Here is a 14,517-nt window from a genome sequence, read left to right on the forward strand (position 1 = left end):
GGTCTGCCGACGGAGGTCGGTCAGCCGGGCGGGTGTCGCCTGCGGGAGCGTCGGCCCGGTTCGTCGAGCGGAAGCACCTTGACCCGCTGCCGGCCGGCGCGGACCGCGCCCACCGTGGACAGGGCGCGGGCCAGCAGCAGGGCAGCGTCCCGGTCCTCGGCGTGGACGGTCTGCCGGCGGAACTCCGGGGTGGTGGTTTCGTTGCGTAGGCAGCCCCCGCCGGCCCAGGCGGCGGCGAGGTCGATGTCGGCGGCGGTGCGGATGTCGGTACGAACGATCAGGAAACGCATGGCTGTCTCCGGACGGACCGCGGGTGGCCGGTACGTGGTGGAACTTCCACGTCACTGAATCGTCATGTTACGCCCGCGCGGGGTCCCAGCAAGTGAAACGCGGCGATCGACCGGGTCCCTGTCCGATCATCCGATGCCTGGTCAGACCGGTTGCCGTCGGGGGATGACGGGTTCGGGGACGCCGGACGACGGTGGGGCCGCCGGCAATCCTGCCGACGGCCCCACCCTGAGCGACCGGGATCAGTCCAGTGCGAACTGTCCGTTCTTGGTGCCAGCGAGGAAGCCGAGCCAGCCGGCCCTCGGGAACAGCAGCACCGGGCCGTTCGGGTCCTTGCTGTCCCGCAGCGCCACCTCGACCGTCGCGGTACGCAGGTGGGCGACCTCCACACAGTTGGAGGTCTGGCTGCGGGTGCTCTTGTGCCAGCGCGCGTCGGCGGGCACGGTCTGGATCTCGTTCATGGTTCTGCTCCTGCTTTCTGGAACTGCCTCGACGGAACGAGCGGCGGTCGCCCGGCCCCGGCGGATCGGTGTGGGTCACCGTTCCGTCAGGCGCCCCGGTTGCCGGCGGCGTTGGGCCGGCGCTGCTGTCGGTCCCGGAGCCACCACGGACGAGGCCGCCGTGTCGGTCAGCCGTCCCGTTGCCGCGAAGAGCCAGGTAAGGGTGTCCGATGCGGAGAGCGCCGCCGAGCAGAGCCACTCAAATGCCACTTTATAGCGATTTACCGTGGATACCTCGGTCGACATGACGTCGATGAAGCCTCCTTCGATCGCCAACGTCTCCGGATCCTGCGAATCGGCGAACCGGTAGAGCGAGAAGGCCGTCGGTGGCAGGTAGAACTCCCCGATCCGGGTGTCCCGCAGCAGCAGGTGCAGGGTCACGTTCGGCAGCATGGCCAGCTCGCAGAGGTGGGCGAGCTGCTCCCGCAGCACTTCCGGCGGGCAGGCCCGCCGGCCCAGCGCCGCCTCCTCCAACACCGCCGTGTACCGGGGTCCGTCCGCCCGGTCCAACAGGGACTGCCGGCCCAGCCGGGCCTTGACCTCGGTCTCCGGGTCGTCCCCGGGCGGCTCCGCCGACTCGGCGGCGGCGGCTTCGGCCGAGAGGATCCGCAGCCGGGCGTACCCCTCGGTCTGCAGGAGCCCCGGCACCAGGACCGGGTTGTACTCACGGATCTGGGCGCACCCCGCCTCCAGCTCCGCCCAGCCCAACTGCTGCTGCGTCATCACCGGGTACGACTTGCGCCAGGCACGCATGTCGCCGGCCTCGTCGGTGATGGCGAGCAGTTCGTGGCGCAGGTCGGCGGTGGCGCCGTAGAGGTCGAGCAGGACGCTGACGTCCTCCGGGTCGGGCCGGCTGCGGCCGTTCTCCAGCCGGGAGAGTTTCGACGCCGACGCCCAGCCGATCCGGTCGATCACCTGGTCACCGGTGAGTCCCGCCGCCTCGCGCAGGCGGCGCAGGTCATTGCCGAGCCTGCGTCGGCGCAGGATCGGACTCGGTACGGCTGGAGGCACGGTGTCCTCGATTCCGTCGACCGTCGCGAGGCGCGGCGGTAACTGTATGAAATTCGCCCCCCACGGTCAGTATGGACGTCGCGACCGGCGTCGGAGGTCCCGACGAGGGCGTGTCTTGCGTCAAAAAGAGGACTGTGGAACGTGCCGGCCGAGCCCGGGGACGACGTCGTCCCAGCTGGCGGCAGTTCCCCCGTACGCGTCCACCGGACGCCACCCCCCGCCGGAGGGAACCCCATGCGCACCGTCCTGCGCCGCCCCGACTTCCGACTGCTCTTCGTCGCCCTGCTGGCCAGCATGGCGGCCGAGTCGCTGCTGCTGCTCGCCCTCGCCATCTGGGTCAAGGATCTGACCGGCTCCGACGGGCTGGCCGGCGCGACCATCTTCGCGATCATCGCGCCGATGATCCTGGCCCCGCTGATCGGTTGGGTCGTCGACCGCTACCGTCGCCGACCGTTCTTCGTGATCGCCAACCTGGGCACGGCGCTGGTGCTCAGCCCGCTCTTCCTGGTCCGCGACCGGGCCGACGTCTGGATCATCTACGTGGTGGCCGCCTGCTACGGGTTGTCCTACCTGACGTTGCACGCGACCCTGAGCGGGCTGCTTCGCCAGATCGTGCCGAGCGAACTGCTGGCCGACGCGAACGGGGCGTTGCAGACCGTCCGGCAGGGCCTGCGCCTGGGCGGCCCGCTGGCCGGGGCGGCCCTGTACGCGGCGGTCGGCGGCTGGCTGCTGACCAGCCTGGCGATGACCGGCTTCGTGGTCGCCGCCGCCGTGGTGGGGCTGCTGCGGGTGACCGAGCACGCGCCCGCCACCGCCACCCTGCGGTGGCCGGCGGAGTTGGGCGCCGGGCTGCGCCACCTCACCCACGAGGCGGCCCTGCGCCGGGCCCTGCTCGGGTACGGGATGGGCTCACTCGTGATGGGCTTCACCGAATCACTGATCTTCGCGTACGTCGACCAGGGACTACGCCGGGACGCCGCCTTCGTCGGGGTGCTGATCACCGTGCAGGGGATCGGGGGCCTGGTGGGCGGCCTGCTCTCACCGACGGTCGTGCGTCGGGTCGGCGAACTGGGGGCGCTCGCCGCCGGGGTGACCCTGTTCGGTCCGGCCGCACTGGCCCTGGCCTGGCCGGACCTGCGCCTCGGGGTGCTGGCCCTGCTGCTCGCCGGGCTGTCTCTGCCACTGACCATGGTCGGGCTGACCACCCTGGTCCAGCGGCGTACCCCGCCGGGACTGCTCGGTCGGGTCACCGCGGCCTCCGAGGCGCTGGTCAGTGGGCCGCAGGCGGTCTCCATCGGGACGGGGGCGCTGCTGGTCGGCGTGTTCGACTACCGACTGCTCTTCGTCCTGGTCGGGGTGGTCACCACGGTCGCCGGCCTCTGGCTCTGGCAGGGTCGCCGACTCACCCCGCCACGGCTGCCCGCCCCGCCGACGCCGGTCCCGCCCGCCCCGGTCCCGTCCACACCGGTCCCGCCCACACCCCCGACGCCGGTCCCGCCCACACCGGCCGCCCACATCCCGGCACCCCGCCGGCCGCTGCCCGATCCCACCATCCACCGGCTCCCCGGTCGGTGACCCCGCAACTGCGGGGAGCGGCCGGCCCGGTGGGGCCGGCCGCTCCCCGCGGCGGGTCGACGGGGTCAGCCCGTGATCGTGGCCAGGTGCTGCTTGACCTGGGTGATGGAGGGGTTGGTCAGGGCACTGCCGTCGGCGAAGCGCAGCGTCGGGACGGTCTGGTTGCCACCGTTGACCTTCATCACGAAGTCGGCGGCCTTCGGGTCCTGCTCGATGTCGACCACCTCGTACCCGATGCCTTCCCGGTCCAGCTGCGACTTCAGCCGGTGGCAGTAGCCGCACCACGGGGTGGAATACATGGTCAACATCGTCGGATCCTCCACGGTTCGCCGCGCCCCGGCCCGGTCAGGCCAGGCTGACCGGTACAACACCGGCCGGAGCTGAGATGATTCCTCGCTGTGGTGGTTCACTCAGCGGAGTCGGTCCTCGCCGGGCTGGATCCGGAGCAGCGGTCGGCGGTGACCGCCCCGGCCGGCCCGGTCTGCATCCTGGCCGGGGCCGGCACCGGCAAGACCCGCGCGGTCACCTCCCGGATCGCCCACCGGGTGCTGACCGGGGAGATCGTCGGACGACACGTGCTGGCGGTCACCTTCACCGCACGGGCCGCCGCCGAGATGCGGGCCCGACTCACCGGGCTCGGGGTGCCCGGGGTGCAGGCGCGGACGTTCCACGCGGCGGCGCTGCGTCAGGTGCGCTACTTCGCGCCCCGGCTGCTGTCCGGCCGGGCCATGCCGGAACTGCTGGACAGCAAGGTCCGGGTGGTCACCCTGGCGGCCGCGAAGGTCGGCCTGCGGGCCGACCGGGCCGCCGCCCGGGACCTGTCCGGTGAGATCGAGTGGGCCAAGTCGTCGCTGGTCGAGCCGGGGGACTACGTGGTCGCCGCCGCCCGGGCGCTGCGCGAGACGCCGTACGAGCCGGCGACGGTGGCCGAGGTCTTCACCGCGTACGAACGGTTGAAGCGGTCCTCCGGAGTGATCGACTTCGAGGACATGCTGCGGGCCGCGGTGTGGGGCATCGAGGAGCACCCGGACGTCGCCGAGCAGGTACGCGGCCAGTACCGGCACTTCGTCGTCGACGAGTACCAGGACGTCAACCCGCTCCAGCAGCGGCTGCTCGACGCCTGGCTGGGCGGCCGGGACGACGTGACAGTGGTCGGGGACGCCAGCCAGACGATCTACTCGTTCACCGGGGCCACCTCGGCGTACCTGATCGACTTCCCGCGTCGGCACCGGGCGGCCACGGTGGTCCGGCTGGTGCGTGACTACCGGTCCACCCCGCAGGTCGTCGGGTTGGCCAACGCGGTGATCGGGCAGGCCCGGGGCACCGAGGCGCGGCTGCGGCTGGAGCTGCACGGCCAGCGCCCGCCCGGCCCCGAACCGGAGCTGCGGATCTTCACCGACGAGCCGGCCGAGGCGACCGCGGTGGCGGCCCGCTGCCGGACCCTGGTCGACGCGGGCACCCCGGCGAAGGAGATCGCCGTGCTGTTTCGCACCAACGCCCAGTCGGAGGCGTACGAGAAGGCGTTGACCGAGGTCGGCGTCCCGTACGTGGTGCAGGGGGCGGAGCGGTTCTTCGAGCGTGCCGAGGTACGCCAGGCGATGGTGGCGTTGCGGGCCGCCACCCGGTCGATCCCGGGCGACACCCCGCTGCCGATCGCCGTCCGGGAGGCGTTGACCGCGGTCGGCTGGGCCCCCGACGCCGCCCCGCCCGGTGGTGCCGCCCGGGAGCGCTGGGAGGCCCTCGCCGCCCTGGTCCAGCTCGCCGAGGAGTACGCGGCCAGCCCCGAGGTGCTGCCGATCGGCGAGGCGGCGACGGTGGAACGTCAGGCGACCCTGGCGGACTTCAACGACGAGTTGGCCCGGCGGGCCGCCCAGCAGCACGTGCCGACGGTGGACGGGGTGACCCTGGCCTCCCTGCACTCGGCCAAGGGGCTGGAGTGGGACGCGGTGTTCCTGGTCGGCCTCTCCGAAGGCACCCTGCCCACCTCGTACGCGCGTACCCCGGAGCAGGTCGAGGAGGAGCGGCGGCTGCTCTACGTCGGGATCACCCGGGCCCGGCAGTGGCTCTGGCTGTCGTACGCCTCGGCCCGCTCGCCCGGTGGTCGGGCCCGCCGGCCGTCGCGGTTCCTGCCCCAGCTGGACCGGACCGGTGGGGGCGAGCGGGCCGGTGCGGGCCGGTCGGGCGGGGTGGCCGGGGCGAAACGGGCGGTGGAACGTCGGCGGACCCAGGTGGTGTCCTGCCGGATCTGCGGCGCGACCCTGCTCGCCGGGGCGGACCGCAAACTGGGCCGCTGCCCGACCTGCCCGTCGGACATTGACGAGAATCTTTACGAGCGGTTGGGTGACTGGCGGGCCCGGGTGGCCGGGGCGCAGCGGGTCCCGGCGTACGTGGTCTTCACCGACGCCACCCTGGTCGCGCTGGCCGAACGGCGACCGGGCCGGATCGAGGAGCTGATCGCCATCGCCGGCATCGGCCCCCGCAAACTCGGCCTGTACGGCGAGGCGGTGCTGGCGTTGGTGGCGGGCGCGACGGTCGACGAGATCGGCCCGGAGAAAACTCTCGAAATCTCGTCGTAAATTCGTTTGCCCTCGCCCCGTGGCGAGGAATAGCCTCAGGACGCACCTCGGGAGCAGCGCCATTACGGCTGCTCACGGGGGCTGAGTCCGAATCGGTACGAGGAACGTGAGGGAGGTGGCAACCGTGGAGATCATCACTTATGAGCGTCCGGCGGCGATGCCAGCTGCCTTCGCTCCGCTGTCGGCTGTCCGGGTGGCCCTTGCTTCTCCGCGACCGTCGAACCCGCAGGTGCACCAGGTCTCGGTTCAGGCCGAGCTGAACCTGACTGTTGCACCCACTGCGGGAGCCGAGGGGACCAGTGGCTTCACGGGTCTGGGCATTGATGTCGCTAAGCAGCGCATGGATGTCCGCGGCGTTCCACCTCGAGGTAGACCGGTCTGACACTCAGACCACCGGCTCACCTCGAGGCCGCGGAACCCGCTCACCGGGATCCGCGGCCTCAGTTTTTTGCCCGTCGAAGTACGTCGGAATTGCGATCCACGAGATCGAAGTGAGAGAGAGGTGACCGGGAGATGAGTCTGGCGTTGGCCCCCCTCGACGTGAGCGTCGAGCTGGAGGCGAACCTGCCCTGCCGGAAGTTCGACCCCGACCTGTGGTTCTCCGACTCGCCCACCGACCTGGAGCTGGCCAAGTCGCTCTGCGGGGACTGCCCGCTGCGCGTCGAGTGCCTGGCCGGTGCGGTCGAGCGGGCCGAGCCCTGGGGCGTCTGGGGCGGCGAGATCTTCGAGCGTGGCGCGGTCGTCCCGCGTAAGCGGCCCCGGGGCCGTCCGCGCAAGGAGGACCTCGCCCGTGACGCGGCCCTTCAGGTCGAGGCCGAGGCGCGGATGGCGGCCAGTGGTGTGGCCACCTCGCGCAGTGCGGTCCGGCTGGCAGCCTGACCTACCCGATCCGTTCCACCCACCCGCCGATGACCATCGGCCGCGAGAAAGTTGACCACGATGCTGCACCTGCCGAACGGAACCGAGATGCAACTACTCCACGAAGCGTTGTCCCGGGCTCGAATGCGCCAGCCTCAGGCCGGTCGTACCACCACGAGCACTGAGGCGCACCGTTCTGCCCGTACCGTCGCGATGAGCAGCCGGAGCCAGTCGGCTCGCGACCTGGGCGTTCTCTAGGACCACCTGCGATACGCGGGGGCGGTGACCGGGTTCCGGTCACCGCCCCCGCGTCGTCCGTCGGCCGGGCCGGCCCGCCGCCGCGCGTCGGTCAGGCCACCGGGGCGAAACCGGGCAGCCAGCGCTCCAGGATGCCCCGGTAGGGCGCCTTCGCCTCCAACTGGCAGAGCACCCCGATCGAGCCCAGCGTCACCCGGTGGATGAGCAGGTACGACGGCGGCAGGTTGAGCTGCCGGCTGAGCTGGAAGGCGGGCGACTTCGGGCTGGCCAGCCGGGTCGCCTCGGCGCGGAGCCAGGCCCGGGTGAACCGGAACTCCTCCTGCGCCACCGGGTCCAGCATGGGCCGGATGTAGTCCAGCAGCGCCTGCGCGTCGATCGGCTCGGTCGCCTTGACGAAGCCTTCCTCGCGTAACCCGGCGACGACCGCGTCGGCGTCGCCACGCAGCGACAACCCGAGCAACCGGCCGATCGGCTCCGGGGTGCCCTCGGGCATCCGGGCCACCGCGCCGAAGTCGATCACACCGAGCCGGCCGTCGGGCAGCAACCGGAAGTTGCCCGGGTGCGGGTCGGCGTGCAGCAGCCCGGCCCGGGGCGGGGCGGACAGGTGCAGGGTCGCCATCAGCCGACCGGCGGAGTTGCGCTGCTCGTCGGTGCCCTCCCGGATGATGTCCGCGAGCGGTGTCCCCTCGATCCACTCGGTGACCAGGACCCGGGGCGAGGCGGAGAGCACCGCCGGGATGAAGATCTCCGGGTCGTCGGCGTACGCGGCGGCGAAGGCGCGCTGGGACTCGGCCTCCAGCTCGTAGTCCAACTCCTCGGTGATCCGCTCCCGCAGTTCGGCCAGGAGCGGCTTGACGTCCAGGCCGGGTTGGATGGCCCGGAACATCCCGCCCAGCCGGGAGAGCTGCTTGAGGTCGGCGAGCAGCGCGTCCCCCGCACCCGGGTACTGGATCTTGACGGCGGCGGACCGGGACACCCCGGTCTCCGGGTCCCGCCACACCGCCCGGTGCACCTGGCCGATGCTGGCCGCCGCGGCCGGGGTGTCGTCGAACTCCACGAACCGGTCCCGCCAGTCCGGCCCGAGCTGCTCCGCGAGCACCTTGTGCACGCTCGCCACCGGCAGCGGTGGGGCGGCCTCCTGGAGCTTGGTCAACGCCTGCCGGTAGGGCGCGGCGATCTCGTCAGGCAACGCCGCCTCGAACACCGACAACGCCTGGCCGAACTTCATCGCCCCGCCTTTGAGCTGCCCGAGGACGCTGAACAGCTGCTCGGCGGTGCGTTGTTGGATCTCGGCGGAGATGACGTCGGAGGCGATGCCGGTGACGCGCTTACCCATCCCGAGGACGGTCCGACCGGCGAAGCCGAGCGGCAGAGCGGCGAGCTTGGCGGTCCGGGACACGGCGCGGCGCGGGATGTCGGTCACCTGGCCATTGTTACCGACTTCCCGGCCCCGCTGCTGCTCCAAGCTGGGCTGGGTCGGCGCATACCCCATTCCGCGGGCCCGGTGGGACTCCCATCGCGCTCCCACCCGTCACTCCGGGCGGCCGGGGCCGGAGCAGGAACAGCCGGGGTGCGGGGCCCAGGCCCGACGTCGGAACCGGCCGGCCGACCCGATCTCCACCGCGCAGCCCACCGTCTCCGGGGTGCCCCCGTCGACCTGGGCCAGGGCCTCGGCGACCGCATAGCCGACGGCGCTGAGCAGGGTGGCCGTGCCGCAGGACCGGTCGGCCGGGCCGGTGGCGAGCTGCGCGGCCAGGCCCGGCCAGCCCGGGTCGCGATCGGTGCGGTGCAGATCCAGGCAGTGCAGGCAGGGGCCCACCGGTGGCCGGACCAGGGGACCGACCACCGGCACCCCCTCCCGGAGGGTGAGCAGCAGGTGCGGTTGGCGACGGCGGGCGTACCCGGTGGCGAGCAGGTCCGTCGGGCGGTCCGTGCCGAGGTGCACCACCAGGGCGACCGGGCGTCGGCCGGCCGGGTGGGTCCGGGTGCCCGGGGCGGTGCGGGCGACGGCGTCCCGGACCGCCTCGGTGAGCGGTCGCCCCACGTCGGTCGCGGCCAACCCGGACCCGACCAGGTCGACCGGGTCCACCGGGCCGGTCAGCTCGGCCGCCACGTGCCCGACACCGGCCTGGGCCAGGGCCACGGCGACCGGTGCGCCGAGTCGGCCGGCCCCGGCCACCACCACCCGGGCGGCGCGTCGTCGGCGGAGCACCTGGGCAGGGGTGCCGGGCAGGGCGGGCGCGGCCAGGGCGAGTGCTGCGGCCTCCGCGGCGAGCCGGAGCCGGTCCGGGCCGGTCAGCTCCCGGGGGAGCAGGGTGTGCGCCGGTACGACCAGCCCGGCCGCGTGCAGCGTGTCGATCAACCCGCGCGCCTGGCCGGGGTCGACCTGGGCGTGCACCGCGTCCGCGAGGACGCCGCGGACGCTCCGGGTGCCGTCGAGCAGGTCGAGTAGCCGGGTGACCCGCGAATCGGTCACTTCCAGCAGCACGGCCCGACCCGGGTTCAACCCCAGTTGCAGGGTGTGCCGGTCGCGCCAGAGCCGGGTCAGACCCGGCACCAGTACGGGGCGGAGCAGTGCAGCGTCGCTGGGTGCGGGAGGAGAGGGGGCCACGATGACGAATCGTGACCGAATCCCTGCGGTGAGTCGATCGTTGTCCACAGGTGCGCAGCGCCAGATCCAGCGTTGTCCACAGGAGTCGGCGGGTTATCCACAGCTCACCGCGCGTCATGTCGGGCAGCTGACAGATCGCCCGGCGGGTGAGCGGGCGGCGGCTGTGGGCCGGCCGTCCGGCGGGCGCCGCCCTCCGATCGGCGGGCGTCGTCGCGGATCGGTCGGCCGGCTCGTCTTCGTGGGCTGGCTGGACGTGCCGGAGGGGCGGCCGACCGGCCGCCCCTCCCGCGTCGTACCCGTACGGGTCAGACCTTGGCCTTGCCCAGGATGCGGTTCACTGTTGTGCCGCACACCGGACACTTGCCCTTGGCCATGTTCATCCCGGTCTTCGAGACCTCGACGTGCCCCTCGAAGTCCCGCTTCTCCTTGCACTTCACGCAGTAACCGTTGTAGGTCTGGGCCTGGTCGGCCACGGTAGCCTCCTCGTCTCGTCCGCCGGGCACGTCGGTCCGGCGGTTCTCCCGGCGGCGGGCCACGCGGGGCGCGGCGCCGGGTCCTTCTCCGCGGCCACCCACGTGACCGCCGGTTGGCGGACCCTACCCAGCTCTGGGCGGTTCCATGTCAGCTGTGCATCGACACTGTGAGCAAGTCGACGTCGAGAGTGTGCATCCCGAAATAGGCGGGATAAGTGAGTTTGCCGGGGACACGCCGTGTGGAGTGCCAGGGGAGGTCCCCCGGACGGGGGTGCGGCGACGCTACCGGAGCTGATCAACTACGGTGGAGGTCGCGCCCGGTGGGGGGTGGTCGGTCTCGCCACGAAGGGTGACGAGGGTCCAGTCTCATGGTCACCACCAGTTTTTTTCGGACTCCTTACTACTAACCCCCATTTTCTGGGCGCGTGTCGGGGTGTTGACCCTTGCGGACCCCTGGTCAGTACGCATTAGCTTTCCCTCGTGGCAGGAAACCACGGCTGCGCGGCCCACTGATGGCGGCGCGGAAGCCAGTCGTCGAGGTACGGCGCAGTCAGCGCCGGCGACGGACGGTGTCCGCCTACCGGGACGGCGAACGGGTCGTGGTGCTCATCCCGGACCAGTTCTCCCGCGCCGAGGAGAGCGAGTGGGTCGACCGGATGCTCGCCCGGCTCGCCGCCCGGGAGGGCCGGTTGGCCCGCAACGACAACGAGCTGCTCGACCGGGCCCTCCGCCTGATCAACCTGTACCTGTCCGACCAGGGCGGAGAGACCCTGCCGGCCAGCGTCCGGTGGGTCACCAACCAGAACGGCCGATGGGGGTCCTGCACCCCCGCCGACCGGACCATCCGGATCTCGCACCGGCTCCAGGACATGCCCGAGTGGGTGCTCGACTACGTGCTGCTGCACGAGTTGGCGCACCTCATCGTGCCGAGCCACAACGCCCGCTTCTGGGCCCTGGTCGGCCGGTACGCCAAGACCGAACGGGCCCGGGGCTACCTGGAGGGTGTGGCCGCCGCCTCGGCCGTCCCGGTGGCCGGCTGACCGCCACCCCCGTCGACCGTCCGGCCGTGGGTCGATCGACTCCTCCAGGTGCAGATCGACTCGTCCGGGTGCAGGTAGCGGGGTCCGCCGGGCGTCGACGCCACCACTTCGGCCCACAGGAGTCGATCACCCACAGGGTGCCCACTACAGTCGGGGAATGCTCCGACGGGTGGTGGTGGCGTTGCTCGCTCCGGTCGCCTGGTCGCCGCCCGGCGTCGAGCTGACGCGCTGGCGTACCGCGCTGGCCGAGGACGTGGTGGACCTGTTCGCCACCCTCGCCGAGGTGGAGACCGCGCTCGCGGTCACCCCGGCCGACCGCTGGCTGGCCGACGCGGTGCGCTGGCCCGACACCCCCGTGTACGAGGTGCCCGAGCCGACCGTCGACGCCGTGCTGGCCGCCCTCGACGGGTACGACCAGGCTGCCGTGGTCGCCGCCGACGCCCCCGACCTGCCGGGGCTCACCCTCGGCAAGCTGCTCCGACCGCTGACCAGTCGACCCGTCGCCGTCGCTCCGGTCGAGGGCGGCGGCCCCGGGCTGCTCGGCGTGGCGTGCCGGTTACCCGTACCCGGCTGGCTGCCGGCGCTGGACCTGGACGCCGACGGGCCGGCGGACCTGCGGCGCGCGGCGCCCGCCCCGACCGACGTGGCGGTCACCCCCGGCTGGCACCGGCTGCGCGGCCCGGCCGACCTGGCCGCCCTCGACCCGGCCGTCGAGGGCTGGGAGGCGACCCGCGCCCTGCTCTCCGGCCACCGCACCTGACCGGCCACCGCACCTGACCGGCCACCGCACCTGACGGCCAACGGCGACCGGCCGGGCCTGCCCGGGGAACGGGCGGGTCCGGCCGGTGTCGCGGCTGGTCCGCAGCGGTCAGGGCCGGTCGGTGTCGCCGTCGGTGTCGTCGGGGCGGGGACGGTTGCCCGGCGCCTGCTCCTCGGGGCCGCCGGGGGCGGTGAAGTCGAAGGTGGCCAGCTCGTCGTCGAGATCCGTCGAGGTGGTCGCGAAGGCCACCGGGTCGGCGAAGTCCGCGTCCGACGGGAGCAGGTCGGGGTGGCCCCAGACCGCGTCCCGGCCGGCGATGCCCCGGTGCTCGGTCAGCGCCGCCCAGAGCGCCGACGCCTCCCGCAGCCGGCGCGGCCGCAGCTCCAGGCCGACCAGCGCGGCGAAGGTCTGCTCGGCCGGCCCGCCGGCCGCCCGGCGGCGACGGAACGCCTCGCCGAGGCGGACCACGTTGGGCAGCCGGTCGGCCGCCGCGCTGTCCACCACGTGGCAGACCCAGCCCTCGACCAGCGCGAGCGCCGTCTCCAACCGGGCCAGGGACGCCTTCTGCGCCGGGGTGTCCTCCGGGGTGAAGATCCCCTCCAGGGCGATCGCCTGCATCGACTCCGGGTCGGTCGGGTCGACCCGGCCCATCGCCTCCTCGATCGCCTCCCGGTTGACCCGGATGCCCGACGCGTAGTTCTCCACCGCGGTCAGCACGTGCCCGCGCAGCCACGGGACGTGCTCGAAGAGCCGCTGGTGGGCCGCCTCGCGCAGGGCCACGTAGAGGCGTACCTCGTCCTCGGGCAGCTCCAGGCCCTCGCCGTACACCCGGATGTTGGCCGGGATCAGCGCGGCGGTGCCGGCCGGGCCGAGCGGCAGGCCGATGTCGCCGGCGGAGAGCACCTCGGCGGCGAGCTGCCCGAGGGCCTGACCGAGCTGGCCGCCGAAGAGCGCGCCACCCAGGGTGGCGACCATCGACTGCATCGGGCCGAGCTGGGCGCGGGCCTCCGGCGGGACCAGGTCACCCATCGCGCCGACCATCCGGCTGGCGACCGGGTCGCAGAGCTTGCGCCAGACGTCGAGCGTCTTGTAGATCCACTCGTTGCGGTTCCACGCCACGGAGAGGCGGATGCCGGTCGGCCAGGCCGACGCCGGCTCCAGCCAGAGGTCGGCCAGCCGCAGCGCCTCCTCCACCGCGTGCCGCTCGTAGGGTGAGGCCATCGGGTCACCCGTGGCCGCGAGCTGGCTGGCGGCCACCTGGCGGGCCAGGTCCCAGTTGACCGGCCCGCTGCCCGGCGCGGAGAGCAGGTGCTGCAACTGCGACATGAACTGCTGCATCTGCGCGGGATCGTTGGGGTCTGGTGGTTGCCCACCCGGGAGCGCGAAACCGAACGGAATATCAGGCACGACGTCTACGGTACGCGCGCCGCGCCCCTGGTAGCCGCCGTCGGCGTTGCGCTGAGGGCGAAGTCCGCCGTAGCCTGCCGGACCCGCCGCCCCCGGTCGGTACGCTCTGCCGCATGAGACGTCGTGGCGTGACCGTCCTCCTCGGTGCTCTGCTCACCACCCTGCTGAGCATCGGCGTGCTCGGCGCGCCCATCCCGTACGTGGTGCTCGGCCCCGGGCCGACGGTGAACACCCTCGGCACCTCCGACGGCCGGGAGGTCATCCAGGTCACCGGCCGGGAGACGTCCACCTCCGCCGGTCAGCTCCGGATGACCACGGTCGGCGTGCAGCCGACGGTGAAGTTGCGTGCCGCGATCGTCGGTTGGCTGTCGAAGGACGAGGCGGTGGTCCCCCGGGAACTGGTCTACCCGCCGGGCGAGTCGCAGGAGGAGGTCGAGAAGCGCAACGCCGAGGACTTCCAGAACTCGCAGAGCAGCGCCGAGACCGCCGCGCTGGTCAAGCTCGGCTACCCGGTCGAGGTGGTGGCGAAGGAGGTCGCCGCGGACGGGCCGGCGGCCGGCGCGCTCAAGGCCGGCGACGTGGTCACCACCGTCGACGGCGCGAAGGTCACCTCGGCGTCCCGGCTGGTCGAGCTGGTCCGGGGCAAGCCCGCCGGCACCGCGCTGACCATCGGGTACGTCCGCGACGGCGCCCCCGGCACCGCCACCGTGACCAGCCGGGAGTCCGACGGTCGACCCCGGATCGGGGTGGTCCCCGACCAGCGGCAGCCGCACCCGTTCACCCTGAAGATCGACCTGAAGGACATCGGTGGTCCGAGCGCCGGACTGATGTTCGCCCTCGGCATCATCGACAAGCTCAAGCCCGAGGACCTGACCGGTGGGAAGGTCATCGCCGGCACCGGCACCATCGACGACGAGGGTCGGGTCGGCCCGATCGGCGGCATCGCCCAGAAGCTGGTCGGGGCGAAGAAGGCCGGGGCCAAGGCGTTCCTGGTGCCCGCCGACAACTGTGCCGAGGCGGTCCGCAACCCGCAGCCCGGCCTGCCCATGCTCAAGGTCGGTTCGCTGGACGAGGCATTGACCGCGTTGGACGCCCTGCGCGCCGGTGCGGAGCCGGCCCGCTGCTGAGGGCGGGCACGCCGGACCGGCCGGGCACGACCT

15 protein-coding genes are annotated in these 14,517 nt (G+C 72.8%); 7 read left to right on the forward strand and 8 right to left on the reverse strand.

The genetic code is table 11. From position 1 onward, the window contains the following. Positions 1–20: 20 nt before the first annotated feature. The 3 genes from AB0B63_RS05070 to AB0B63_RS05080 all read right to left on the reverse strand — a co-directional run bounded on the left by AB0B63_RS05070 (position 21) and on the right by AB0B63_RS05080 (position 1,799). A complete protein-coding gene (locus AB0B63_RS05070; RefSeq protein ID WP_357014695.1) occupies positions 21–290 on the reverse strand; it encodes a hypothetical protein in 270 nt (89 codons plus the stop codon). 240 nt (positions 291–530) lie between these two features. After that, a complete protein-coding gene (locus tag AB0B63_RS05075; RefSeq protein ID WP_208568064.1) occupies positions 531–749 on the reverse strand; it encodes a DUF397 domain-containing protein in 219 nt (72 codons plus the stop codon). 75 nt (positions 750–824) lie between these two features. Continuing rightward, positions 825–1,799, reverse strand: coding sequence for a helix-turn-helix transcriptional regulator (locus AB0B63_RS05080; RefSeq protein WP_208568065.1), 975 nt, complete (start codon positions 1,797–1,799; stop codon positions 825–827). 234 nt (positions 1,800–2,033) lie between these two features. Here AB0B63_RS05080 and AB0B63_RS05085 point away from each other — a divergent pair, with 234 nt between their 5' ends. Beyond that, positions 2,034–3,374, forward strand: coding sequence for an MFS transporter (locus AB0B63_RS05085; RefSeq protein WP_357014697.1), 1,341 nt, complete (start codon positions 2,034–2,036; stop codon positions 3,372–3,374). A 65-nt stretch (positions 3,375–3,439) separates the two neighbouring features. Here AB0B63_RS05085 and AB0B63_RS05090 read toward each other — a convergent pair whose 3' ends face one another. Then, entirely contained in the window at positions 3,440–3,682 is a 243-nt protein-coding gene (locus AB0B63_RS05090) for a mycoredoxin (RefSeq protein WP_219464589.1), read from the reverse strand. A 90-nt stretch (positions 3,683–3,772) separates the two neighbouring features. Here AB0B63_RS05090 and AB0B63_RS05095 point away from each other — a divergent pair, with 90 nt between their 5' ends. From AB0B63_RS05095 to AB0B63_RS05105, 3 genes are all read left to right on the forward strand, one after another. After that, the gene (locus AB0B63_RS05095) at positions 3,773–5,950 is read left to right on the forward strand and encodes an ATP-dependent DNA helicase UvrD2 (RefSeq protein ID WP_357014700.1); all 2,178 of its coding nucleotides are present in this window, start codon (positions 3,773–3,775) and stop codon (positions 5,948–5,950) included. Between the two features lie 124 nt (positions 5,951–6,074). Next, positions 6,075–6,332, forward strand: coding sequence for a hypothetical protein (locus tag AB0B63_RS05100; RefSeq protein ID WP_208568069.1), 258 nt, complete (start codon positions 6,075–6,077; stop codon positions 6,330–6,332). 131 nt (positions 6,333–6,463) lie between these two features. After that, positions 6,464–6,829, forward strand: a complete 366-nt coding sequence (locus AB0B63_RS05105; RefSeq protein ID WP_208568070.1) for a WhiB family transcriptional regulator — start codon at positions 6,464–6,466, stop codon at positions 6,827–6,829. Positions 6,830–7,157: 328 nt separating this feature from the next. On the opposite strand, the gene AB0B63_RS05110 is transcribed toward AB0B63_RS05105, so the two are convergent. From AB0B63_RS05110 to AB0B63_RS05120, 3 genes are all read right to left on the reverse strand, one after another. Continuing rightward, entirely contained in the window at positions 7,158–8,489 is a 1,332-nt protein-coding gene (locus tag AB0B63_RS05110) for an AarF/ABC1/UbiB kinase family protein (RefSeq protein ID WP_208568071.1), read from the reverse strand. 108 nt (positions 8,490–8,597) lie between these two features. Beyond that, positions 8,598–9,677: a ThiF family adenylyltransferase gene (locus tag AB0B63_RS05115; RefSeq protein ID WP_357014704.1), complete on the reverse strand. Its 1,080-nt coding sequence runs from the start codon at positions 9,675–9,677 to the stop codon at positions 8,598–8,600. 305 nt (positions 9,678–9,982) lie between these two features. Further along, on the reverse strand, positions 9,983–10,150 hold the full coding sequence (locus tag AB0B63_RS05120) for a DUF5679 domain-containing protein (protein ID WP_007464795.1): 168 nt from the start codon (positions 10,148–10,150) through the stop codon (positions 9,983–9,985). Positions 10,151–10,659: 509 nt separating this feature from the next. On the opposite strand from AB0B63_RS05120, the gene AB0B63_RS05125 reads away from it, so the two are divergent. Next, complete coding sequence (locus AB0B63_RS05125; RefSeq protein ID WP_208568143.1) at positions 10,660–11,190, forward strand: M48 family metallopeptidase; 531 nt, start codon at positions 10,660–10,662, stop codon at positions 11,188–11,190. Between the two features lie 157 nt (positions 11,191–11,347). Further along, a complete protein-coding gene (locus AB0B63_RS05130) occupies positions 11,348–11,950 on the forward strand; it encodes a hypothetical protein (protein WP_357014706.1) in 603 nt (200 codons plus the stop codon). Between the two features lie 108 nt (positions 11,951–12,058). Here AB0B63_RS05130 and AB0B63_RS05135 read toward each other — a convergent pair whose 3' ends face one another. Then, the gene (locus AB0B63_RS05135) at positions 12,059–13,357 is read right to left on the reverse strand and encodes a zinc-dependent metalloprotease (RefSeq protein WP_357014708.1); all 1,299 of its coding nucleotides are present in this window, start codon (positions 13,355–13,357) and stop codon (positions 12,059–12,061) included. A gap of 113 nt (positions 13,358–13,470) precedes the next feature. On the opposite strand from AB0B63_RS05135, the gene AB0B63_RS05140 reads away from it, so the two are divergent. Beyond that, positions 13,471–14,484: a PDZ domain-containing protein gene (locus tag AB0B63_RS05140; RefSeq protein WP_208568075.1), complete on the forward strand. Its 1,014-nt coding sequence runs from the start codon at positions 13,471–13,473 to the stop codon at positions 14,482–14,484. The last annotated feature ends 33 nt before the right edge of the window (positions 14,485–14,517 follow it).

It is taken from the genome of Micromonospora sp. NPDC049081, from assembly GCF_040648835.1.
In the GTDB taxonomy this organism is placed as follows: domain Bacteria; phylum Actinomycetota; class Actinomycetes; order Mycobacteriales; family Micromonosporaceae; genus Micromonospora; species Micromonospora antibiotica.